The sequence below is a fragment of the Paraburkholderia steynii genome (assembly GCF_900100565.1).
In the GTDB taxonomy this organism is placed as follows: domain Bacteria; phylum Pseudomonadota; class Gammaproteobacteria; order Burkholderiales; family Burkholderiaceae; genus Paraburkholderia; species Paraburkholderia terrae.
Genome location: NZ_FNDI01000026.1, coordinates 93,453 through 117,759, shown reverse-complemented (window position 1 = coordinate 117,759; position 24,307 = coordinate 93,453). Strand labels below are relative to the sequence as shown.

18 protein-coding genes are annotated in these 24,307 nt (G+C 63.3%); 12 read left to right on the top strand and 6 right to left on the bottom strand.

Features of this window, described 5'->3' with window-relative positions; translation table 11 throughout:
* The first annotated feature begins 31 nt into the window (after nt 1–31).
* The 7 genes from pilM to BLT65_RS34935 all read left to right on the top strand — a co-directional run bounded on the left by pilM (nt 32) and on the right by BLT65_RS34935 (nt 7,152).
* Nucleotides 32–991: a type IV pilus biogenesis protein PilM gene (gene pilM / locus BLT65_RS34965; RefSeq protein WP_091786887.1), complete on the top strand. Its 960-nt coding sequence runs from the start codon at nt 32–34 to the stop codon at nt 989–991.
* Complete coding sequence (locus BLT65_RS34960) at nt 988–1,596, top strand: fimbrial assembly protein (protein ID WP_091786884.1); 609 nt, start codon at nt 988–990, stop codon at nt 1,594–1,596. The genes pilM and BLT65_RS34960 overlap by 4 nt, the downstream gene beginning before the upstream one ends.
* A complete protein-coding gene (locus tag BLT65_RS34955) occupies nt 1,593–2,507 on the top strand; it encodes a type IV pilus inner membrane component PilO (RefSeq protein WP_091786882.1) in 915 nt (304 codons plus the stop codon). Before BLT65_RS34960 ends, BLT65_RS34955 begins: the two co-directional genes overlap by 4 nt.
* The gene (locus tag BLT65_RS34950; protein ID WP_091786879.1) at nt 2,504–4,087 is read left to right on the top strand and encodes a type IV pilus secretin PilQ; all 1,584 of its coding nucleotides are present in this window, start codon (nt 2,504–2,506) and stop codon (nt 4,085–4,087) included. The genes BLT65_RS34955 and BLT65_RS34950 overlap by 4 nt, the downstream gene beginning before the upstream one ends.
* Before the next feature lie 137 nt (nt 4,088–4,224).
* Nucleotides 4,225–4,776 carry a shikimate kinase gene (locus tag BLT65_RS34945; protein WP_042314552.1) on the top strand — a complete coding sequence of 184 codons (552 nt, stop codon included), beginning with the start codon at nt 4,225–4,227 and terminating at the stop codon, nt 4,774–4,776.
* A gap of 16 nt (nt 4,777–4,792) precedes the next feature.
* Complete coding sequence (gene aroB / locus BLT65_RS34940) at nt 4,793–5,875, top strand: 3-dehydroquinate synthase (protein WP_007730735.1); 1,083 nt, start codon at nt 4,793–4,795, stop codon at nt 5,873–5,875.
* 80 nt (nt 5,876–5,955) lie between these two features.
* Nucleotides 5,956–7,152, top strand: coding sequence for a deoxyguanosinetriphosphate triphosphohydrolase (locus BLT65_RS34935; protein WP_244186852.1), 1,197 nt, complete (start codon nt 5,956–5,958; stop codon nt 7,150–7,152).
* A 225-nt stretch (nt 7,153–7,377) separates the two neighbouring features.
* On the opposite strand, the gene BLT65_RS34930 is transcribed toward BLT65_RS34935, so the two are convergent.
* Together BLT65_RS34930 and BLT65_RS34925 are read right to left on the bottom strand one after the other, a co-directional pair.
* The gene (locus BLT65_RS34930) at nt 7,378–7,761 is read right to left on the bottom strand and encodes an ElaB/YgaM/YqjD family protein (protein WP_042314549.1); all 384 of its coding nucleotides are present in this window, start codon (nt 7,759–7,761) and stop codon (nt 7,378–7,380) included.
* A gap of 330 nt (nt 7,762–8,091) precedes the next feature.
* Complete coding sequence (locus tag BLT65_RS34925) at nt 8,092–8,814, bottom strand: OmpW/AlkL family protein (RefSeq protein WP_042314548.1); 723 nt, start codon at nt 8,812–8,814, stop codon at nt 8,092–8,094.
* 187 nt (nt 8,815–9,001) lie between these two features.
* Here BLT65_RS34925 and BLT65_RS34920 point away from each other — a divergent pair, with 187 nt between their 5' ends.
* The 4 genes from BLT65_RS34920 to thpR all read left to right on the top strand — a co-directional run bounded on the left by BLT65_RS34920 (nt 9,002) and on the right by thpR (nt 17,915).
* Nucleotides 9,002–9,709: a transposase gene (locus BLT65_RS34920; protein WP_007585301.1), complete on the top strand. Its 708-nt coding sequence runs from the start codon at nt 9,002–9,004 to the stop codon at nt 9,707–9,709.
* 310 nt (nt 9,710–10,019) lie between these two features.
* Nucleotides 10,020–14,723: a glutamate synthase-related protein gene (locus BLT65_RS34915; protein ID WP_042314547.1), complete on the top strand. Its 4,704-nt coding sequence runs from the start codon at nt 10,020–10,022 to the stop codon at nt 14,721–14,723.
* Between the two features lie 110 nt (nt 14,724–14,833).
* Nucleotides 14,834–16,300 carry a glutamate synthase subunit beta gene (locus BLT65_RS34910; protein ID WP_091786875.1) on the top strand — a complete coding sequence of 489 codons (1,467 nt, stop codon included), beginning with the start codon at nt 14,834–14,836 and terminating at the stop codon, nt 16,298–16,300.
* Nucleotides 16,301–17,300: 1,000 nt separating this feature from the next.
* Complete coding sequence (gene thpR / locus BLT65_RS34905) at nt 17,301–17,915, top strand: RNA 2',3'-cyclic phosphodiesterase (protein WP_091786872.1); 615 nt, start codon at nt 17,301–17,303, stop codon at nt 17,913–17,915.
* Nucleotides 17,916–17,929: 14 nt separating this feature from the next.
* Here the strand turns inward: thpR and BLT65_RS34900 are convergent, their stop codons facing one another.
* Together BLT65_RS34900 and BLT65_RS34895 are read right to left on the bottom strand one after the other, a co-directional pair.
* Nucleotides 17,930–19,198, bottom strand: coding sequence for a D-amino acid dehydrogenase (locus BLT65_RS34900; RefSeq protein ID WP_091786868.1), 1,269 nt, complete (start codon nt 19,196–19,198; stop codon nt 17,930–17,932).
* A gap of 8 nt (nt 19,199–19,206) precedes the next feature.
* Nucleotides 19,207–20,478, bottom strand: a complete 1,272-nt coding sequence (locus BLT65_RS34895; RefSeq protein ID WP_091786866.1) for an MFS transporter — start codon at nt 20,476–20,478, stop codon at nt 19,207–19,209.
* A gap of 372 nt (nt 20,479–20,850) precedes the next feature.
* Here BLT65_RS34895 and BLT65_RS34890 point away from each other — a divergent pair, with 372 nt between their 5' ends.
* Nucleotides 20,851–21,810 (top strand): tyrosine-protein phosphatase, encoded by a 960-nt coding sequence (locus BLT65_RS34890; protein ID WP_244186850.1) that lies wholly within the window; start codon nt 20,851–20,853, stop codon nt 21,808–21,810.
* 209 nt (nt 21,811–22,019) lie between these two features.
* On the opposite strand, the gene BLT65_RS34885 is transcribed toward BLT65_RS34890, so the two are convergent.
* Nucleotides 22,020–23,324, bottom strand: coding sequence for an ATP-binding protein (locus BLT65_RS34885; RefSeq protein WP_208545855.1), 1,305 nt, complete (start codon nt 23,322–23,324; stop codon nt 22,020–22,022).
* 16 nt (nt 23,325–23,340) lie between these two features.
* Complete coding sequence (locus tag BLT65_RS34880; protein ID WP_007739205.1) at nt 23,341–24,078, bottom strand: response regulator; 738 nt, start codon at nt 24,076–24,078, stop codon at nt 23,341–23,343.
* Nucleotides 24,079–24,307 lie beyond the last annotated feature (229 nt).

Sequence of the window (24,307 nt, the reverse complement as noted above, 5' to 3'; positions counted from 1 at the left end):
CAGTTTCCGTTGGTATCTGAGGGAGGAAGGAATGGCGTTGAAACACACGTTAAGAATGGCGATGCGGCGTCAGGCAGTCGGTATCGATGTCGGCGCGCAAGCGGTGAGGATCGTGGCGCTGAGCAGCAGCGCGCGAAAGATGGGACCCGTGCGCATTGAATGCATTGCATTGGAGCCACTCGCGCCGGGCGCGATGGCAGGCGCGGAGATCGTCGACCGGCAAGCGGTGGCGCGCGCGTTGTCTGAGGCATTCTGCCATGTGCCCCAGCAATGCATGTCGGCGGCACTGCGTTGCGCAATGGCGATTCCGGGGTCCGCGACTTTCACGGCGCATCTGCCCGTCAATCACGTGAGCGGCCCGCATGGTTCCGCTGCGTCGATCGAGCCTACGGTGCTGATGGAAGCCGAGCGCGTCGCGGGCATCGAGCGTCATGCGCTCGCCGTCGACTGGTATGTCGACGAGTCGCCGCCGCATCTTCGCACGGTGTCGATTGCCGCGACGGCGCGCGAACATCTCGAAGCGCGCATCGAAAGCGCGGCGATGGCGGGCGTGACGCTGACAACGGTCGACGTCGAGCCGCATGCGGCGTTGCGCGCGCTGCGTCACGCGGCGACCTTCGAACTCGAACTGCACGAACCGTATGCGGCGATCTGGATCGGCAGCGATGGCGTGTACGGCTGGCGCATCGAAGAAGAAACGATCGCGGAAGAAATCCGTTATCCATCGCCCGAATATTCGTGCGTCGCCGATGCGTTGCGCGATCTCGCGGAAAACAACCTGAACGTGTGCGCGCTGGTGGGCGGCGAAATCGAATTGCTCGAAGGCGTGTGCTTTTCACTCGCAGATATCGGTGATGTGCTGGGCTGTTCCGTGTTGCCCTTCGACTGCTCTTCGCTCAGCGACGGCAACGTGATACCCGACTCGGATCTGTTGCATGAGCCTTCGTTCGCGGTTGCGTTCGGTCTTGCATTGCGGGGCATGACGCAATGACCTTCGCCCACGGTTTCAATCTGTTGCCGCACCGGCAGCGCGATGCGCGGCTCGCGCGTCGGCGCCGTTATGTCGAATGGACGAGCGCGGCGCTGTGTGGTTGCGCCGCAGTGGCGTTGCTGGTGACGTGGCAGACGTTCGAACGGGTGCGTATCGACCGGGAGCGCGCGGCGATCGGGCAACGCCTTGCTGTGCTTGCGCCGCCGCTTGCCGAGCACACACGGCTTGTCAGTGAGGCACGCGACGAGCGCCTGAGGAGCGAGCGCGCCGCGACGCTTTCCGAACCGCTCATGCACTTGCTCGATCTGCTCGATGCGTTGAGCCGGGAGTCGTCCGAGGCTGTCGTCGTCAGGCAGTTGCGGCAACGCGGGCGCGATACGGAACTGCTTGCCGTTTCTTCCGATCATGCCGCGTCGGCGGCGTGGCTGAATCGTCTCGCCGCGTTGAAAGGCGTGAAGGATTCGGACCTGAGCGACGTGCATCGCGCGACGGGCGCAACGGAGGCATCGACGGCGTTAGAAATCAAAGCACATCTGAAATGGGACGGGCCGCCTGAAAAGGCCCGGGCGCCGGCGGCGCATCAGAACACGAGAGGGAAGCAATGAACACGACTATTGCTGGCCGCATCGGCATGCCGGCGACGCGCGAGCGATTCGGACGCACGCTCGTCGAGCGCCTGCGTGTGCCACTCGAAGCATGGAGCGTGCGACGACGCGGGGCCGTCGCATTGTGCATCGCTGCCGCTGCTTTCGTGCTCGGCGCGAATGCATGGCTCGCCACGGATATGAGCGGCGTTCAGGCGAGCCGCGAAATGTTATCTGCCGCGCAACGCAAACTGGGCGAAGCCGAAGCGGCCGTCGCGCAGTTGCCTGCATTGCGTCAGGGGGCGAGCGACGCGCCGATGCCTTCGAACTGGACCTCGGCGGACGACATACGCGTGATCTCGCAGCTCGCGGCACGCAACGACGTAACGTTGCTCGTAATCGAGCCGGGCGTCGTCACGGGCAGCGGACTCGACGCGATGCGTCCGCTGCGTATGACGGCTCAAGCCGACTTCGATCATGCCGTCGATTTTTTCGAAGGGCTTGCGAGTTTGCCGGTCCTCGTCGTGCCCGAAGAAGTGACGCTCAAGCGTCAGGGCGAGGCCTTGTCAATCAACGCGACGTTGCATTCGTTCAGCGCGGTTCATCCCGTGCGGAATGCCGCGCATCGAACGGTGCGTGATGATCCTGACGCATTCGATCCCGACGAAGAGATCGTGTTCTACGATCCGTTTCAACCTGCGGCGTTTGCGTCAGCACAGGAGAGCGCTTTGTCATCGATGCGGCTGGTCGGCCTTCTGGCCGACCGCCTGCGCGGTCTCGCGCTGATCGAAGCGGGCGACAACGCAGAGACGCTCGAACCTGGACAGCGGTGGGGCGACGAGCGGGTTGCGCATGTCGACGCACGCGCCCTCACGCTTGCCAAGCGCGATGGCAGCGTGTATTCGCTGACGCTCGCGGAGGCCGTCGAATGATGCGGCTCAACGTCATGCGTTCGATGCTCGTGTGTGCCGCTTTCGTCGCCATGGCGGCGCGCGCATCGTTGCCGCCGCTTCCCGCCGACATGCCGTTCGACGACGCGCTTACGCCCGTCGGCATGCCACCGTTGCCGCGCGCGGTTACGACGGACGTCGCCAATCCGTTCACGCCGGATGCAACCGACGAAGCCGGCGCGCCGGGGCGAGACGCGGACGCATCGCCGGATGCGGCGCAACCGTCTTCTGCCGCACGCGACGAAGCCGAAGCGAAACGCCAGGGCGAAGCGCGCACGGAGCCGCTCGAAGGCCCGCCCGCCCCGCTCGCGCCCGCCACGCGCCTGAGCACGAATGCCTCATCGTCGTTTCCCGCCGACAGGCCGATCACGCTGCATTTCCAGCACGCCGAACTGGGCGCCGTGCTCGGCGCGTTCGCGAAGTTCACCGGCCTGAATATCGTCGCCAGCGACAAGGCACGTGGCGCGGTCACGCTGCATCTGGACAACGTACCGTGGCGCGCCGCGTTCGATACGCTGCTCGACGTCAACGGCCTCGCGATGGAACAGCGCAGCAACGTGATCTGGGTCGCGCCGTTGTCCGAACTGGCGGCGCGCGAGCGTCAGCGTTTCGAAGCGCACGCGCGCGCCGCGGAACTCGAGCCGCTCGCGAGCCGCACCTTCGAGCTGCACTACGCGCACGCCGAAGAGCTGCGCAAGTTGCTGACGGCATCGGGCAATCAGCGCGTGTTGTCCAAGCGCGGCGCGGCGATGGCCGACCCGCGCACCAATCTGCTGTTCGTCACCGATCTCGACGCGCGCCTCGCGCAGATCGCGGAACTGATCGCATCGCTCGACAGGCCGACGCGCCAGGTGCTGATCGAGGCGCGCATCGTCGAAGCGGAGAAGGGCTTTTCGCGCAATCTCGGCGTGAAGCTGTCGATGCTCGCCACGAACGAGGACGGCAAGTCGACGGGCGTCGTGGGCGGCAAGGACGGCTCGATCTTCGATTTGTCGGCGCGGCCCATTTCGGGCTTCGACGCGGCCACGGCGGGCTTCACGCTGTTCGCCGCGCAGGCGACGCGCCTCGTGAACATCGAGCTGAGCGCACTCGAAGCGGAAGGGCTCGGGAGGATCGTGTCCAGCCCGCGCGTGGTGACGGCGGACCGGATGAAGGCGATCGTCGAGCAGGGCACCGAACTGCCGTATCAGGCGAAAGTCGGGCAGGGCGTGTCGGGCGTGCAGTTTCGCCGCGCCAGCCTCAAACTGGAGGTCGAGCCGCAAATCACGCCGGACGGGCGGGTTGTGCTGGACCTCGACGTCGCGAAGGACAGCGTCGGCGAGCAGACGGCGTCGGGGCCCGCCATCAACACCAAACATGTGCAGACGCGCGTCGAGGTGGAGGACGGCGGGACGGTGTCGATTGGCGGAATCTACGAGTCGGACGACCGCGATGATGTGACGCGCGTGCCGCTCCTGGGCAAAATACCGCTTTTGGGCGCGCTTTTTCGGCATCGCGCCCACCGCGATCTGACCAGCGAACTCGTCGTTTTCATCACGCCGAGGGTTGTGCAGACAAATTGACGGATCGTCGGGAAAGCGCCATGGGCGCGGGCCGAAAGCACGATCGGCGGCAGCCGCGCCGGCCGTCAGGCTCGACAAGGCAGGCGCTTTGCCAGTAAGCTGCCGCACGAACTACACCGGATTAGCCAGAGGATAAGTTGCAACCGCGGGACGCACACGCCAACGTTTTTTTTGTAGGGCTCATGGGGGCAGGCAAGACCACCGTGGGCCGGGCCGTGGCGCGCCGGCTGGATCGCCCGTTCTTCGACTCCGATCATGAAATCGAGGCGCGCACGGGCGCGCGCATCCCGGTGATCTTCGAACTCGAAGGCGAAGCGGGCTTTCGCGAACGCGAGGCGCAAGTGATCGCCGACCTCACCGGGCGCGAGAGCATTGTGCTCGCTACGGGCGGCGGCGCGGTTTTGCGCCCGGAAAACCGCGACGCGCTGCGCGCGCACGGCATCGTCGTCTATCTGCGCGCCAATCCGCACGATCTCTGGCTGCGCACGCGCCGCGACAAGAACCGGCCGCTTCTGCAGACCGAGGACCCGAAAGGGCGCCTCGAAGCGCTCTACGAAGTGCGTGATCCGCTCTACCGCGAGTGCGCCCATTTTGTGATCGAAACGGGCCGTCCGTCCGTCAACGGGCTCGTCAACATGGTGCTGATGCAGCTCGAGATGGCGGGCGTCGCCAGGCCTGCTGCGTCATAATGGCGAGATGACTTCCATGATTACCGTCAACGTCGAACTGGGCGAACGCGCCTATCCCATTCATATCGGCGCCGATCTGATCGGCAAAAGCGAGCTGTTCGCGCCGCATATTCGCGGCGCGTCGGTGACGATCGTCACCAACACGACAGTCGATCCCTTGTACGGCGACACCTTGCGCAAGGCGCTCGCGCCGCTCGGCAAGGACGTGACGACGGTCGTGCTGCCCGACGGCGAGGCGCACAAGAATTGGGAAACGCTGAATCTGATCTTCGACGCGCTGCTGGGCGCACGGGCTGATCGCAAGACCACGCTGATCGCGCTCGGCGGCGGCGTGATCGGCGACATGACGGGTTTCGCGGCCGCCTGCTACATGCGCGGCGTGCCGTTCATCCAGGTGCCGACCACACTGTTGTCGCAGGTCGATTCGTCGGTTGGCGGCAAGACGGGCATCAACCATCCGCTCGGCAAGAACATGATCGGCGCGTTCTACCAGCCGCAGGCGGTGATCGCCGATATCGGCGCGCTGCGCACGCTGCCGCCGCGCGAACTGGCGGCGGGGATTGCGGAAGTCATCAAGACGGGCGCGATTGCCGACGCAACGTTTTTCGACTGGATCGAAGCGAACGTCGAAGCGCTCAACCGCTGCGAGCCGCAAGCGCTCGCCGAAGCGGTCAAGCGGTCGTGCGAGATCAAGGCTTCCGTGGTGGCCAAGGACGAACGCGAAGGCGGTCTGCGCGCAATCCTCAACTTTGGCCATACGTTCGGTCACGCGATCGAAGCGGGTCTCGGCTATGGCGAGTGGCTGCACGGCGAAGCGGTGGGCTGCGGGATGGTGATGGCGGCGGACCTGTCCGTACGGCTCGGCCATCTGGATGAAGCCGCGCGCAAGCGGCTCGTTGCCGTCATCGAGGCCGCACATCTGCCTACTCAGGCGCCTACGCTCGGCGCGGCGCGTTACGTCGATCTGATGCGCGTCGACAAGAAGGCGGAAGCGGGCGAAATCAAGTTCATCCTGCTGAAGCGTTTCGGCGACACACTGATCACCCGCGCCCCCGACGAGGCGGTGCTCGAAACCCTCGACGCCAGCGTCGGCACCTGACGCGAAGCGGCCCGGCACAGCACACAGCGTCCGTCGCATCTGATTCGGAGATATCGGTGAGTGAAATACGCAGCGACCATCTGAGCGAATCACTCGACGCCGCTTCTGCGACGCCCACTACGGGCGTCGTATCGCTGCCCACCATCGCCGCGCTCGAAGCACACCTCGCGCCGTACGCCGCGCATTCTTCGCAATCGCGCGGCCGGCGCCATCACGAAGCGCCGCCGAGCGCGCGCACCGAATTTCAGCGCGATCGCGACCGCATCGTCCATTCGACCGCTTTCCGAAGGCTCGAGTACAAGACGCAGGTCTTCGTGAATCACGAGGGCGATCTGTTCCGCACACGGCTTACGCACAGTCTCGAAGTCGCGCAGATCGCGCGTTCTGTCGCGCGCAATCTGCGCGTGAACGAAGATCTCGTCGAAGCGATTTCGCTGGCACACGATCTCGGGCACACGCCGTTCGGCCATGCAGGGCAGGACGCGCTCAATGAATGCATGCGCGACTACGGCGGCTTCGAGCACAACCTGCAAAGTCTCGCCGTCGTCGACGATCTCGAAGAGCATTACGGCGCTTTCGACGGCCTGAATCTGTGCTTCGAAACCCGCGAAGGCATCCTCAAGCATTGCTCGCGCGAAAACGCGCGGCGTCTCGGCGAACTGGGCGAGCGCTTTTTGCAAGGGCGGCAACCGTCGATCGAAGCACAGATCGCCAATCTCGCCGACGAAATCGCATACAACAATCACGACGTGGACGACGGCCTGCGCTCGGGATTGCTCACGATCGATCAGCTCGCCGAAGTCGAGCTATGGCACACGCACTACGACGCGGCGCGACGCGATTATCCGCAGATCGAGGGACGCCGGCTGATTCACGAGACCGTGCGGCGAATCATCAACACGCTGATCGTGGATCTGATCGACACGACCACGCGCAATATTGCGCGGCATGCGCCCGCTTCGCTGGACGACGTGCGCCGCGCGCCGCCGCTTGTCGCGCACAGCGAGGCTGTCGCTGCGCAGGCGACGGAACTCAAGCGGTTTCTGTTCAAGAACCTGTACCGCCACTATCGCGTGATGCGCATGGCGAACAAGGCCCAGCGCGTGATCGCCGGGTTGTTCGACGCGTTCATCGACGATCCTCGCCTTCTGCCGCCCGCCTATCAGACGCCGGACGCAGCGAAGCAGCCACGCCTCATCGCGCATTACATCGCGGGCATGACGGACCGGTACGCGTCGAAGGAATACCAGCGGCTGTTTATCGTCGATGGCGATTGATGCGGTGATGCGCGGTACATCCCGCGTCTAAACCGAGTTCACCGAACCGCGCGAACCGCGACGTCAACAGTCTGCGCAACGGCGCAACCGCGCGCGAACTGTCCGACGCTCGCCTCGACACAACAAAGGAAGCGGCGCGCAAACACGCGCCTCGCCCGTCCTACGCAGTGATCCGGGGTCCAGCCGTCGCCGGCTGGCCGCTCGCCCAGCCCGACGCCGAGTGCGTCAGCGTGAACCGCCGCGCGCGATCAAGGCGCCTGCGATCAGCGCAACGCCACCAACAATGGCGAGCGTCCGCCACGGATTTTCGTGGATGTAATCGTCGGCACTGTGCATAGCCGCTTCGGCGCGCTCGCGCATCGCATCGCGTGTGTCGTTCAGACGTGTGCGCGCTTCGTCGAGACGCTTGCGCATCTGCGTGCGCAGCACCGTGGCGTCGGCTTGCGTGCCGTCTCCGAGCGTGTTCTCGAGTTCGGTCATCAATGTGCGCAGTTCGCTTGCAATATCTTCAGCCGCGTGTCGACTGTGGCGCGCAATGCGCCGCGCACGACGGCCAGCCGTGGTCCAGGATTCGCCCAGGGCATCTCGCGTGTTAGGAAGTGCAGTCATGGTCGCTCCGTCGATGAGGGTTTTGAATATCCCCGCAACACAGCGCGGGAAGTTTCCTCTGACGCAACTTCGATGCCCGCCCGGCGACATGATTCGCACAGACGTTCCCACTGGGGCGATGCATGCCGCATGCGGCAGAAATTGCACCGCTGGCGTGCCCGTTTCAGTCAAATTTACAACGGCCGGGTGGCGTGTATGGCAGGAATGATGTCGCGATACGTCGGAGACGAAGGCGTGTACATACAGGTATCGTGAACGCATGGAACAACGCCGACGCGCTTTTGCACATCGGCGTTGTTCAAGCCCGAAAAACTCGTCTACCCTGTTGTGTTAGAACCGGTAACCGAGGTTCACGTACGTGACGATCGGGTTCAGACGAATCTTCGTTTCCGATTGCACGTTGACGGTACCGATCGGCGTCTGCGCCTGGGTGTTCAGCTTGGCGGTCGTCGAGAGCGGCAGATACGAGATCGAGAAGCCCGCGAACCAGTGGTCGGTGAACGCGTACGTGAAGCCGGCATTAAACACAGGCTCCCACGAACTATCCGTCGTGACTGTGGTCGGACCATGAAGTACGTTGGCTTCGAAAGCACCGTTCGTGATGTGCTCGTCGGTAAACGAAACGCGGCTCACGCCCAAGCCCAGATACGGACGAAACTTCGCTTGCGGCTGGTTGAAGTAGTACTTGAACAGCAGCGTCGGGCTCCACTGTTTCGCTGAGCCGAGCTTGCCATATTGCTGGAATGAGCCCGTGCCCTTCAGGTCGAATTGCGGTGGCACGCCGATCACGAATTCCGTGGCGATATGGTCGGTGACGAAATAGCCGCCGGTGAAACCGATGGTGTCGCCGCTGCCGAGTTCGGCGCCCGTGTTGGGCACGGTGATGTTGACGGGCGTACCGTTGACGTTTGTCTCTCTCAACGGGTCACTACTGGACTGAGGCGCGAGATGGAACCACCCTGTTGTAACGAAGAAACTGCCGGCCGATTGCGCGTGCGCTGTGGTTGTTATGCAAGCGAGTGCCGCGACCCCCAAGGCCTGTTTTAATTTCATTTGTGCTCCTCCAAAAAAGGCCCGCCAATTATGACCACAACGTTTCAAACAAACCATACGCGCCGGCTAGAGCGTTCTGCCTAGGCTTTATGCCGTTTTCCGGCAGACCCGCTTGGCGCGTGAGGCCGCGCCGACGCAGTTTTTCGGACCTTCGGGTATGTACCAACGCGACTTTGGATAATCCAGCATGGCACGGCTTGCACGTCTTTATGTCCCCGACCAGCCGCAACACGTGATCCTGCGCGGACTCGACCAGCAGCCCGCATTCGTCGACGACCAGGATTACGAACTGTTCATCGATTGCCTGAAGGCGGCTTCGCGCGATCACCATTTATCCGTTCACGCATACGCGCTGATGCCTGGCGCGGTGCAACTGCTCGTCACGCCCACCGACGAATCGAGCCTGCCCAAGGCGATGCAGGCCGTCGGCCGGCGTTACGTCGCGCACTTCAATCGCCGATATTCGCGGCGCGGCACGTTGTGGGAAGGCCGCTATCGCGCGACGGTGATCGAAGGCGAGAAGTACTTCCTGCTCGCGAGCCGCGTCGTCGAAATGTCGCCGGTGCGCAACCAGCTGGCGAGCGCACCGGAAGACTACCGATGGTCCAGTTATCGGCATCACATCGGCCTGACCTTAGACAGTTTGATCACCGATCATCGTTTGTACTGGTCACTCGGCAATACGCCGTTCGAACGGCAGCGCGCGTACCGCGAATTGTGCGAGCAGCCGCTCGACGAACGCGAAGCCAGCCAGCTTCAGCAGGCCACGTTGAAGGGCTGGGTGCTCGGTAGCGACTCGTACCGGGAATGGGCGGCGCGGGCCGCGAACCGGCGGGTGTCGCCCTTGCCAAGGGGCCGGCCGCGCAAGGTCCGGGAAACGCCGCAAACCCAATAAAGCCTTTGTGCTCAAAGGTTTGCTGGCGAAAGTGGAAAGCGAACGGCATCCCTGCATGCCGTTTTCTTTTGCCCCTTTTTGATATGGCACCAATTTAAAGGTGAAAAAATGCACCACATTGATAATAGGGGCCCGACCATCAAATTTTGTTTGCTATTCCGTTGATTCGTCGCGTATATTCCGATTTCCGGCGTCCCGATGTGCAACTGCAATATCGCGCGTCCGCGGCCGCCCGCGCGGTCGAAGTCCGCACCGCGGGCAAAAACAAAATGGTTCAACGGCCCCACGGCCCCTGACAGACGGTGTCCCCATGAACGACCATCAGCAGCCGCTTTCCACGGTTCCCGCCGCGCAAGGTCTCTACGACCCCGCAAACGAGCACGACGCATGCGGCGTCGGCTTCGTCGCGCATATCAAGGGCAAGAAAAGCCACGAAATCATCCAGCAGGGCCTGAAGATCCTCGAAAACCTCGATCACCGGGGCGCCGTCGGCGCCGATCCGCTGATGGGCGACGGCGCGGGCATCCTGATCCAGATTCCGGACGCGTTCTACCGCGAGGAAATGGCCAAGCAGGGCGTGACGCTGCCGCCCGAGGGCGAATACGGCGTCGGCATGATCTTCCTGCCGAAGGAACACGCGTCGCGTCTCGCTTGCGAACAGGAACTGGAGCGCACGGTGAAGGCGGAAGGCCAGGTCGTGCTCGGCTGGCGCGACGTGCCCGCCGACCACACCATGCCGATCTCGCCGACCGTGAAGGCGAGCGAGCCGCTGATCCGCCAGATCTTCATCGGACGCGGCAAGGACATCATGGTGACAGACGCGCTGGAGCGGAAGCTGTACGTGATCCGCAAGACGGCGAGCCACCGCATCCAGGCGCTCAAGCTGAAGCACGGCAAGGAATACTTCGTGCCGTCGATGTCGGCGCGCACGGTCGTCTACAAGGGTCTGCTGCTGGCGGGCCAGGTCGGCGTGTACTACCGCGACCTGCAGGACGAGCGCGTCGTGTCGGCACTCGCGCTCGTACACCAGCGCTTCTCGACCAACACGTTCCCGGCGTGGGAACTGGCTCACCCGTACCGCATGATCGCCCACAACGGCGAAATCAACACGGTGAAGGGCAACGTCAACTGGCTGAACGCGCGTACGGGCGCGATCGCCTCGCACGTGCTCGGCGACGACCTGCCGAAGCTGTGGCCGCTGATCTATCCGGGCCAATCGGACACGGCATCGTTCGACAACTGTCTCGAACTGCTCGTGATGGCCGGCTACCCGCTCGTCCACGCGGTGATGATGATGATTCCCGAAGCATGGGAACAGCACACGCTGATGGACGACAACCGCCGCGCGTTCTATGAATACCACGCCGCGATGATGGAGCCGTGGGACGGCCCCGCTGCGATCGCGTTCACCGACGGCCGCCAGATCGGCGCGACGCTGGACCGTAACGGTCTGCGTCCGGCGCGCTACATCGTCACGGACGACGACCTCGTCATCATGGCGTCGGAAGCGGGCACGCTGCCCATTCCCGAATCGAAGATCGTCAAGAAGTGGCGTCTGCAGCCGGGCAAGATGTTCCTGATCGACATGGAGCATGGCCGCATCATCGACGACAAGGAACTGAAGGACAACCTCGCGAACGCCAAGCCGTACAAGAGCTGGATCGACGCCGTGCGCATCAAGCTCGACGAAATCGAGCCGAACGCGGAAGACGTCGTCACGGAGCGCCGCGAAGCGGCTGCGCTGCTGGACCGCCAGCAGGCGTTCGGCTACACGCAGGAAGACCTCAAGTTCCTGATGGCGCCGATGGCACAGGCAGGCGAAGAAGCCGTTGGCTCGATGGGCAACGACTCGCCGCTGGCCGTCATGTCCAACAAGAACAAGACGCTGTATCACTACTTCAAGCAGCTGTTCGCGCAGGTCACGAACCCGCCCATCGACCCGATCCGTGAAAACATGGTGATGTCGCTGGTGTCGTTCGTCGGGCCGAAGCCGAACCTGCTCGACACGAACAACATCAACCCGCCGATGCGTCTCGAAGTGTCGCAGCCGGTGCTCGACTTCAAGGACATCGCGAAGATCCGCGCGATCGATCAGTACACGGGCGGCAAGTTCAGCTCGTACGAACTGAACATCTGCTACCCGGTCGCATGGGGCAAGGAAGGCATCGAAGCGCGCCTGGCGTCGCTGTGCGCGGAAGCCGTTGACGCCGTGAAGTCCGGCTACAACATGCTGATCGTGTCGGACCGCAAGACCGACCGCGACAACGTTGCGATTCCGGCGCTGCTGGCCACGTCGGCGATCCACTCGCACCTCGTGCAGCAAGGTCTGCGCACGAGCACGGGCCTCGTCGTCGAAACGGGCTCGGCGCGTGAGACGCACCACTTCGCGCTGCTCGCGGGCTTCGGCGCGGAAGCCGTTCACCCGTACCTCGCGATGGAAACGCTCGCGCAGATGGCAGTGGGCATGAAGGGCGACCTGTCGGCAGAAAAGGCCGTCTACAACTTCACGAAGGCAGTCGGCAAGGGCCTGTACAAGGTCATGTCGAAGATGGGCATTTCGACGTACATGTCGTACACGGGCGCGCAGATTTTCGAGGCAGTCGGTCTCGCTGAAGATCTCGTGAGCAAGTACTTCAAGGGTACGGCGTCGAAGGTCGGCGGCATTGGCCTGTTCGAAGTGGCGGAAGAAGCGATCCGTCTGCACCGCGACGCGTTCGGCGACAACCCGGTTCTCGCCAACATGCTCGACGCGGGCGGCGAGTACGCGTACCGCGTGCGCGGCGAAGACCACATGTGGACGCCGGATGCGATCGCCAAGCTGCAACACTCGGCGCGCAGCAACTCGTATCAGACGTACAAGGAATACGCGCATCTGATCAACGATCAGACCAAGCGTCACATGACGTTCCGCGGCCTGTTCGAATTCAAGGTCGATCCGTCGAAGGCGATTCCGCTCGACGAAGTCGAATCGGCGAAGGACATCGTCAAGCGCTTTGCAACGGGCGCGATGTCGCTCGGCTCGATCTCGACGGAAGCGCACGCTACGCTGGCTGTGGCGATGAACCGTATCGGCGGCAAGTCGAACACGGGTGAAGGCGGCGAAGACGAGAACCGCTATCGCAACGAGCTGCGCGGCATCCCCATCAAGAATGGCGACACGATGAAGTCCATCCTCGGCGATGAAGTCGTAACCGACATCCCGCTGAAGGAAGGCGATTCGCTGCGCTCGAAGATCAAGCAGGTCGCGTCGGGCCGGTTCGGCGTGACGGCGGAGTATCTTGCTTCCGCGGACCAGATCCAGATCAAGATGGCGCAAGGCGCGAAGCCGGGCGAAGGCGGACAGTTGCCGGGTCACAAAGTGTCCGAGTACATCGGCAAGCTGCGTTATTCGGTGCCGGGCGTCGGCCTGATTTCGCCGCCGCCGCACCATGACATCTATTCGATCGAAGACCTGGCGCAGCTGATTCACGATCTGAAGAACGCGAATTCGGCGGCGAGCATCTCGGTGAAGCTGGTGTCGGAAGTGGGCGTCGGTACGGTCGCTGCGGGTGTCGCGAAGGCAAAGGCGGATCACGTCGTGATCGCCGGCCACGATGGCGGCACGGGCGCATCTCCGCTGTCGTCGGTGAAGCACGCCGGCACGCCGTGGGAACTGGGCCTTGCGGAAACGCAGCAGACGCTGGTGCTGAACCAGTTGCGCGGCCGTATCCGCGTGCAGGCCGACGGCCAGATGAAGACGGGCCGCGACGTCGTGATCGGCGCGCTGCTCGGCGCGGACGAATTCGGTTTCGCGACGGCGCCGCTCGTCGTCGAAGGCTGCATCATGATGCGCAAGTGCCACCTGAACACGTGCCCGGTCGGCGTCGCGACGCAAGACCCCGTGCTGCGCGCGAAATTCCAGGGCCAGCCGGAACACGTCGTGAACTTCTTCTTCTTCATCGCTGAAGAAGTGCGCGAAATCATGGCGCAACTGGGCGTGCGCAAGTTCGACGACCTGATCGGCCACAGCGAATTCCTCGATATGAAGAAGGGCATCGAGCACTGGAAGGCAAAGGGTCTCGACTTCTCGCGCGTGTTCTATCAGCCGAGCGTCCCCGCGAGCGTCGCGCGCATGCACGTCGATTCGCAGGATCACGGCCTTGACCGCGCGCTCGATCACGTGCTGATCGAGAAGGCGAAGGCGGCCATCGAGAAGGGCGAGCACGTGTCGTTCATCCAGCCGGTGCGCAACGTGAACCGTACGGTCGGCGCGATGCTGTCCGGCACGATCGCGAAGAAGTACGGCCACGACGGTCTGCCCGACGACGCGATCCACATCCAGTTGAAGGGTACGGCGGGCCAGAGCTTCGGCGCGTTCCTCGCGAAGGGCATCACGCTGGATCTGGTCGGCGACGGCAACGACTACGTCGGCAAGGGTCTGTCGGGCGGCCGCATCATCATCCGCCCCACGAACGATTTCCGCGGCAAGTCCGAAGAAAACATCATCTGCGGCAACACGGTGATGTACGGCGCGATCGAAGGCGAGTCGTTCTTCCGCGGCGTCGCGGGCGAGCGCTTCTGCGTGCGTAACTCGGGCGCGACGGCGGTTGTCGAAGGCACGGGCGACCACGGTTGCGAATACATGACGGGCGGCACGGTCGTCGTGCTCGGCGAGACGGGCCGTAACTTTGCAGCGGGCATGTCGGGCGGTCTCGCCTACGTGTACGACGCGGACGGTTCGTTCGCGGCGAAGTGCAACAAGTCGATGGTCGCGCTCGAGCCGGTGCTGCAACAGGCCGAACAGGAACGCACGGTCGACAAGGCGCTGTGGCACATCGGCCAGACCGACGAAGCGCTGCTCAAGGGGCTCATCGAACGTCACTTCCAGTTCACGGGTTCGCCGCGTGCAAAGGCGCTGCTCGAAAACTGGGATGCGTCGCGCCGTCAGTTCGTGAAGGTATTCCCGACCGAATACAAGCGCGCGCTGGGCGAAATGGGCGCGAAGAAGGCTGCCAAGGAAGTGCTCGCGGCCTGATCGTTTCCCGACCCAACCAGACGACATAACGAAGCGCACCTGCCGCTTGCGAAAGCGCAAAGCGGCGGGCGCCGATCCCCTCACCGATTTAGATAGACATAGAGAACCACATGGGCAAGGCAACCGGTTTTCTCGAGTTCGAGCGCCGCCACGAGGCGTACGAAGCACCCCTCACGCGTGTGAAGCACTACAAGGAATTCGTCGCGGCATTGACCGACGACGAAGCCAAGATTCAGGGCGCGCGTTGCATGGACTGCGGCATCCCGTTCTGCAACAACGGCTGCCCGGTGAACAACATCATCCCGGACTTCAACGACCTGGTGTTCCGTCAGGACTGGAAGAACGCGATCGAAGTTTTGCATTCGACGAACAACTTCCCCGAGTTCACGGGCCGCATTTGCCCGGCGCCGTGCGAAGCGGCGTGTACGCTCGGCATCAACGACGACCCGGTCGGCATCAAGTCGATCGAGCACGCGATCATCGACAAGGCGTGGACGGAAGGCTGGGTCGCGCCGCAGCCGCCGAAACACAAGACGGGCAAGAAGATTGCCGTCGTCGGTTCGGGCCCGGCGGGTATGGCGGCTGCGCAGCAACTCGCGCGCGTCGGTCATGACGTGACGGTGTTCGAGAAGAACGACCGCGTTGGCGGCTTGCTGCGTTACGGCATCCCCGACTTCAAGCTGGAGAAGTGGCTGATCGACCGCCGCATGCGCCAGATGGAAGCGGAAGGCGTGACGTTCCGTGCGAATGTGTTCGTCGGCAAGGACCCGCTTCCGGCGCACATCGGCAACACCGCGAAGGAAACCATCACGCCTGAAGAACTGAAGGATCAGTTCGATGCCGTGATTCTGACGGGCGGCTCCGAGACGCCGCGTGATTTGCCTGTGCCGGGACGCGAGCTTGCGGGCATTCATTACGCGATGGAGTTTTTGCCGCAGCAGAACAAGGTCAATGCGGGCGACAAGGTTGCGGATCAGTTGCTCGCGAAGGGCAAGCATGTTGTCGTGATCGGCGGTGGCGATACGGGTTCGGATTGCGTGGGCACGTCGAACCGTCATGGCGCGAAGGGTGTTACGCAGTTCGAGTTGCTGCCGCAGCCGCCGGAAGAGGAAAACAAGCCGCTCGTGTGGCCGTACTGGCCAGTCAAGCTGCGCACGTCGTCGTCGCATGAGGAAGGTTGCGAGCGCGATTGGGCGGTTGCTACGAAGCGCTTCGAAGGCAAGAACGGCAAGGTCGAGAAGCTGATCGCGGCGCGTGTCGAATGGAAGGACGGCAAGATGGTCGAAGTGCCCGATTCCGAATTCGAAATGAAGGCCGATCTCGTGTTGCTGGCGATGGGCTTTACGCAGCCGGTTTCGCCTGTGCTTGAGGCCTTCGGCGTTGATAAGGATGCGCGTGGGAATGTGCGTGCTTCCACCGAAGGTGATAAGGCTTATTACACGTCGGTCGAGAAGGTGTTCACCGCGGGTGATATGCGGCGTGGACAGTCTCTCGTGGTGTGGGCTATTCGCGAAGGGCGGCAGTGTGCGCGGTCAGTTGATGCTTATCTGATGGGGCATTCTGACTTGCCGAGGTAGTTTTTTGTTTGTCTGCGACGCTGGTTGTTTGCGTATGCGAGGGCGTTTTTGGTTTGACGCCTTCGCGGCGCGGGCGGTTTGGTGTTTGCGGTTTGCTGCGCGGGCATCCGCGTGATGACTTGCCCGTTCATGCGTCGCTGCTCGGTATGGTTGACCTTGCGCTGGCATCCGCGATTTGTTAGCTCGCTTCAAGCGTCGCCCCTGTGCGGGGCGGCACCTACTTTTCTTTGCCGCCGCAAAGAAAAGTAGGCAAAAGAAAGCGGCTAACACCGCCAATTCTTCTTCCTGCCTGAGGGCCCCCCACGGCCCCGTCCTTCATGCGGCAACGCACCTGTTCGCGTGCGTTGCCAACGCTCTCTCTGTACGCCTCACCTGCTTCACGCACCCGCGTCGCAGCACGCCGTGCCAGATAGTCCACCGCCGCCCAGGTGGCAAACTGTGTGTAGGCTTTCGCGCCATACGCGTACCACTCCGGACTGGGAAGCATGGCTGGTGTTTCTGGTAAGAGCACTAACCTGTGCGGTGCGACAACCTACACACAGTTTGCCACCTGGGCGGCAGAAACGATTCGCTGCCGCCAGTCGTTGTGCGGGTGTGTGAAGCGGGTGAGGCGTCCGTTCAAAGCGTTGGCAGCTAACATCAAATCAGGGTGTTGCCGTGTGAAGCGTAGGACCCTGTGGGGGCCCTCAGGCAAACACAAGAGCTGGCGGTGTTAGCCGCTTTCTTTTGCCTACTTTTCTTTGCGGCGGCAAAGAAAAGTAGGTGCCGCCCCGCACAGGGGCGACGCTTGAAGCACGAAGGCAAATCGCGGATGCCAACGCAAGGGCAAACATACCGAGCGGCGACACATGAACGGGTAAGTCATCACGCGGATGCCCACGAAAGCGCAAACCAAATCGCAGATGCCACCGAAAGCGAAACCCAACCCGAACCACCCATCGCAGACACGATCGAACAGGCATAAAGTGTCGATGAGCGGGAACGCGCCAGGAGAGCTACGATGCAACGCACCGATCCGCAGCCAGACCAAAAAGAAAGCGCCGGGTCCGCCTCAGACCCGAATAGCGAACTGACCGATCAGCATGACTACCAGCGTTGCTTCATAGCGCTAGTCCCGGACACGGCGACCCGCGACGCGCTATCGTCCATCGACATCCCCACGACTGCGCGCCGCGTCCCCTACGAACAATTGCACCTGACGGTAACGTTCATCGGCGTACTGCCACAAGAAAAAGCCGCGCCGCTGATCGAATCACTAACGCACGAGACAGTGCCGCTCAAGCTCACGCCAATAACAAAAATCGAACATTGGCCACGCGCCTCACACCCGCGGCTCACAGTGGCCACACTCGCCATGTCCGATGAATTCATCGCGCTGGACTGGCGCGTGCGCTCGTCGATGATCGCGCTAGGCCTGCCCGTCGATGCCCGCACATTCCGGCCGCATGTAACGCTCGCGCGTTACCGCCAGGACGCGGCGGCAGTCGGCCCTGCAACCGACTTGCAACACGAACTGATCGCCCGCTTCGACTCGTTGACGCTCTATTCGAGCACGCTGGCTCGCACCGGCGCGCGATATCGATCACTGGCAAGCGTGCCCGTCGTCTACGCGTGACGCGCAAGACAAGATCACGACCCGCGATACCGCTCCAACGTCAACCCATCCAGATCGATTTCCGGCTCGCGCTGCGTAATCAGATCCGCGACCACCCGCCCCGACCCCAGCGACATCGCCCAGCCCGTCGAGCCATGTCCAAGATTGATCCACAACCCGTCAATGCCGGACGGCCCAAGCAACGGCGCGCCATCGGGCGTCATCGGACGGCGTCCAACCCAGAACTGCGCAGAAGAGGGCGCCGTCGCATGCGGGAACCAGTCGTCGAGCACTTTCATCAGCGTTTGCAGCGCCTGCTCGCGCAAGGTCGTCTGCCGGTTGCCGAGTTCGGCCGTACCCGCGACGCGCAGATTCGGCCCGAACCGCGTGATCGCCGTCTTCAACGATTCGTCCATCAACGCGGCGCGCGGCGACTTTTCATCGTCGACGATCTGCAGCGTCGCCGAGTAGCCCTTCACGGGATACAGCGGCACTTTCACGCCAAGCGGCGCAAGCAGATCCGCGCTATCGACGCCCGCCGCCACGACGATGGCATTCGCCACCAGCGTCTCGCTGCCCGCCGCGCTCTCGACATGCACGCCATGCACCGCGCGGCCACGCACGTCGAGCGCCGTCACGCGCGTATCGAAGCGAAAGCGCACGCCGTTCGCCTCGCAGATCGCGCGCAATTCGCGCGTGAAGCGCGCGCAGTCACCCGCTTCGTCGTCGGGGAGATAGAGACCGCTCAACGGCGCCTGACGCGCCCAGCGCAGTCCCGGTTCGATCTCGGCGCATTCGGCCGCGCTCACTTCGCGATGCTTGACGCCCGCGTCGCGCAGCACGGCAAGCGCGGGCTGCGCGAGTTCGACGTCGAACGCCGTGCGAAAGAGTTGCAGATAGCCCTGGCTACGTCCGTATTCGAACGGATGATGCCCGCGAAACTCGCGCAGGCATTCGCGGCTGTAATACGCGATGCGCTGCATCCGCTGCTTGTTGACGCGAAAGCGCGCGAGATCGCATTCGCGCAGCCAGCGCGCGATCCAGCGCCATTGCGCGAGATCGAAGGTCGGCCGGAAGATCAGTGGCGACGCGGGCTTGAACAGATACTTCAGGATCTTGAACGGCATGCCGGGCGCGGCCCACGGCGTCACGTAGCCGGGCGCGATCACGCCCGCGTTGCCGAAGCTCGTCGCTAGCGCGACGTCAGATTCGCGCTCGATCACGGTGACGTCGCAGCCGCGCTCGCGCAGGTAGAAAGCGGTGGCGACACCGATGATGCCGCCGCCGAGAACGATCGTTTGCATGGGTGGTATTACACGTGTTCCGCCGATTCCGCGCTTTCGGCCGCAAGCGACTTGCCCTTCGTTTCGGGCAGCGCCAGCGCCGCCACGACGACGAGCAGATAGCCCGAGCCCGCGACGATGCCGATCGCCTTCACGAGCGTCATCGTCTGCGACAGCGTGCCGACCAGAATCGGAAAGAACGAGCCGACACCGCGCCCGAGGTTATAGCAGAAACCCTGTCCCGAGCCGCGAATCGCATTCGGATACAACTCAGATAGATACGCACCAACGCCCGCGAATATTCCCTGCACGACGATGCCGAGCGGAAAACCGAGCAGCAGCATCGCGCCATCGGTGATGGGCAGCATCGTGTAGATCATGCCCAGCAGAAACGAGCCGATCGCGAACAGGATGAACGACGCGCGCCGTCCGATCCGGTCCGAAAGAATCGCGCCGACGATATACCCGATGAACGAACCCACGATCAGCACGACCAGATAGCCGCTCGTGTTGAACACTGACAGATGGCGCACGGTCTTCAGGTAAGTGGGCAGCCAGGTCGTGATTGCGTAGTAGCCGCCCAGCATTCCGCTGCACAGCGCGCTGCCGAGGATCGTCGTTTTCAGGTGTGCGGCGGAGAAAATCTGCAGGAAGTGGGAGGTGTCGAAGCCACTGTCGCGCGCGCGGCGCGTCGCGATGTAGATGTCGGGATCGCTGACGTTGCGGCGGATATAGATGATCCATAGCGCAGGCAATATGCCGATCCAGAAGCACGCGCGCCACGCATATTCTTCGGGCAGCAATGCGAAGAACGCCCAGTACAGAATCGCCGCCGCGCCCCAGCCGAACGACCAGCTGCTCTGCACGGTGCCGACGGCTTTCGCGCGATGCTGCGGCGAGCGGATGGTCTCCGCCATCATGATCGTCACCACCGACCATTCGCCGCCGAAGCCGATGCCTTGCAGCGTGCGCGTCGTCAGCAGTTGCCAGAAGTTGTGCGTGAAGCCGGACAGGCAGGTGAACAGCGCGAAGGTCGCGATCGTCCATTGCAGCACGCGGATGCGGCCGTAGCGGTCGGCGAGTACGCCCGCCATCCAGCCGCCTATCGCCGACGAGATCAGCGAACTCGTCGCGATCATCCCCGCTTCGCTTTTCGACATGCCCCACGTCGCGATCAGCGTCGGAATCAGGAACGAGTAGATCATGAAGTCGAACGCATCGACGGCATAGCCGCCGAAGCCCGCGTAGAGCGTGCGCTTTTCGCGCGTCGACAACTCGGTAAACCACTGAAATGACGCCATCCCCTCTCCTGTGATCCCGTGTACGTGGGTTGCTGTTGTGATTCTGATGTTCGTCCGGCGTGCCGCAGGTGGCTTGTATTCTACGGTCCGCCTCGATTGCGGCCAATGCGCGGCAAAAAAAGCGCGCCCGGATTTCAGCCCGCGTCTCACATGGCAGGAACGGTGGGCGAGGCGCCCACATTGCGATTCCTTACTGATTGCTACTGTGTAACCCTCGAGCTGTTTTCGTCCATTACACTGCACGTCGACGCCGTAAGTGATCGACCCATGCGGTTAATTACACTGTCGATCGGTTCGTCAAACCTGCACGTGACCCGCGTGCGTCTTTCGCATTTGCGCGCGGCACTCGCGCCGCACCTTGTAGACACAACGATGACTTCCTCTGCGAAAGCGGACATTTCGCTCGCCGCTGCGCACGATCTCTACGCCTTGCCGACTGTGCTGGCGCCATCGCACGCGCGAGTGCCGCTCGCGTCGCGCCGCCGCTTCCTGAAGAGCACGGCGGGTGCGCTGCTGCTCTCCGGCATGAGTAGCACGCTGCTGACGGCGTGCGGCGGCAACAACGCGGGCTCGGATCAGGCGCCGACGCCGCGTCTCGCGTCGCTTGAAAACTTTCGTGATGTGGGTGGGACGGCGGCCGGTTATCCGACCGTCGATGGCCGCGTCGTGCGGCGCAATGCGTTCTTCCGCTCGAATGCGCTGACGCAAAACGCCGCCGATGCAGCCGTGCTCGATGCGCTCGGCATCGCGGCCGTCTACGATCTGCGCACGCCCGGTGAGATCGAGCGCGTATCCGACGCGCTGCCCGCCAACGCTGCATACGTGAAGATCAACGTCACAGGACGCGAGGACGTCATCACACCGATGCTGGATAGCGAGGGGAGCGCGGTGTCGTCGATGGAACGCGCACAGCGGCTCTACGTGACGGATGCCGTGCAGCGCGCGGCATTCGGCTCGCTGCTTTCGCAACTCGCCAGCACGGCGGGCCCACAGCTGATCCATTCGAGCGCGGGCAAGGATCGCGCGGGTTGGGCCGCGGCGCTCTTGCTAAGCATCGCCAACGTGCCGTTCGACATCATCATGCAGGACTATCTGCTGTCGAACACGTATATGGCGAATTCGATTTCGGCGCGCGTCGAGGCACGTCGCCAGCAGAGCGGCGATCTGGCCGCGAATGCGGAAAAGCCGCTTGCGAGCGTGCAGAGCAGCTATTTGCAGGCGTCCTTCGATCAGGTGCAATCCAGCTACGGCACGATGTCGGGCTATCTCACGCGCGGGCTTGGCCTCGCGACATCGACGGTCGATACGTTGCGTGACCGCCTTCTTCTCTGACTTTTCCGTCGCGCAAAGAAAAAACGGCCCGTCCCAGGTGGCAGCGGGACGGACCGAACAGGGAGGCGCCGAGGACGCCGGATTGCACTATAGGTCCGCAACGCGGTGAAATGGCGCAACCGTAAGGCAAGGTAAGCGCAAATGGCGGGTCCGTAACGTGAGTAACGTGTCCAACGTGCGTTAGCCGCTATTCACGGGCTGGAATCGCCTCACGCTTCCGGCACGACGACAGGCAGCGCGACGCGCACATGGAGTCCGCCTTCCGGGTGATTCTCCACCGTACACTTGCCGCCGCGATGATGCGCAAGACGCACGACGATCGCGAGGCCGAGCCCGCAATGCCCTTCGCCGCCGCGCGCCGCATCGAGCCGCACGAACGGCTTCATCGCGGCCGCGATGCGGTCTTCGGGAATGCCCGGTCCATGATCGCGGACGTCGATGAACCATTGCAGCTCGTCGCGCGACGTCGCGATTTCGACGGGCGGCGCACCATGTTCGAACGCGTTGTCGACGAGATTGGTGACGAGCCGGTCGAGCAGCGTGCGCGGCAGCGTGAAGCGCGAACCGGCCTGCAGATCGAGCCTGAAAAGCGGTGCTTCGCCGTTGTCGCCATCGTCGGCTTCATCGCCTTCACTGCCGTCCGTGGAAGAAAACTGCTCGCGCAGGAAACCGTCCACTTCCGTCATCGGTCCCGATTCCGCCGACTGTCCCGCGAACTCCAGGAACTGTTGCACGATATTCGTCAGCGAATCGACGTCGCGGATCAGGCCCGCGCGTTCGTTCTCGTCGGCGAGCACGCTTGCGCGCAGCTTCAGACGCGTGAGCGGCGCTTTCAGATCGTGCGCGACGCCAGCGAGCATCACGGCCTGATCGTCGCCCGCTTCGTTCAGGCGCCGCATCATGTCGTTGAACGAGCCGATCAGATCGCGCAGTTCTCGCGGACCCTGTTCGGAGACGGGCTCGGGCCGGCTGCCCGCGCCGAACGCGCGCGCCGCATGCGCGACGCGCGTGAGCGGCCGCTGCATCTGCCAGACGGCGAGCAGCGACAGCAGCAGCGCGGCGAGCAGCATCGACACGGATTCGATTACGAAGCGCGGGCGTGGTGGAACATCGACGGGTATCACGACCCACATCGACTTGCGCGGAAAGCGCACCCATAGACGCGGCATATGCGTGTCGTCGACGGCGATCTCGGTGCCGGGAGGCAGGCTCGCGCGCAAATGGCGCGTGAGTTCGACGAACGGCCTGCGCGTCGGCGGCTCGAGATGGACGGTGGCCGGCATGTTCCATGTCGGCACCAGATGCACGCGCAGCGCCGGCGCGACGTCGGCGCCGTTGACGGGTTCGCCGTTCGCGGCCTGCAGCGCGAGCAGAATGCCGCGCGCGTAGCCGTCCACCTCGTGATGCGGCGGCTGCATCACGACCAGCACGAACCAGCCAGCCTGAATTGCAAACAGCACCGCCGACGACAGCAACGCCATCCTGCCGAACAGCGTATTCAGCGGATTCCTGATACGGGTCACGCGAGCATCACGCGGGATCGGCGGCGAAGGGCGCGCCATTGGGGTCCGCGTCCGGGACGAACACGTAGCCCTTGCCGCGTACCGTCTGCACGTAGCACGGATTCGACGGATCGTTTTCGATCACGCGGCGCAGACGCCAGATAGGCACATCCAGACTGCGGTCGCGGAACGGCAGGTCGTCGCGATGCACGAGATCGTGAATCAGCACGCGCGACAGCACCTTGTACGGATTGTTGACGAAGATCTTCAACAGCGCGAATTCGCTGTCGCGCAGCGTGACGCGTGTTTCGTCGCGCGACAGGGTACGCGTTGCGAAGTCGAGTTCGAACGGACCGAAGCGATAACGCTTGCGCGCTTCCGGCGCGCTCGTCGTCGCCGGGCCTCGCCGGCGCAGCACCGTCTGGATACGCGCGAGCAACTCGCGTGGATCGAATGGCTTCGTCAGATAGTCGTCGGCGCCCAGCGACAGCCCGATGATGCGATCGGCCACCGTGCCGCGCGCCGTCACGAAGATCACGGGAATGTCGTCGCCGGCGGCGCGCAATGCGGTGAGCGCGCGCAGGCCGTCGGTGTTCGGCATCATGATGTCGAGCACGACGACGGAAGGCCGCTCCCGTTCGAGACGGCGTTGCAGATGCGTGCCGTCATGCAGCACGGATGCATCGTAGCCATTCGATTGCAGGAAGCGACAAAGCAGATCGCGCACGACGGGATCGTCGTCGACGATGAGGACCTGTGGATTCATACCGAAATTCTAGTCCGGCAAGGCTGCGCGGCGGTTGAAGCTTTCCTTACCAACACTTACTCAAACTCTCATGCAGCGTGCGCGCGGCGCGCGGCTTAGCGAGCCTTCCTTGCCGGGCGGGGCAGCGCGGTCCGCCGCGCGCGTTGCAGTCCGCAATATTTCTGTCACGCGCGCCTTCCGGATGTTGAGCGAAAACCGCTGCATTGTGCGGGTTTGGAAAGATTTCGCG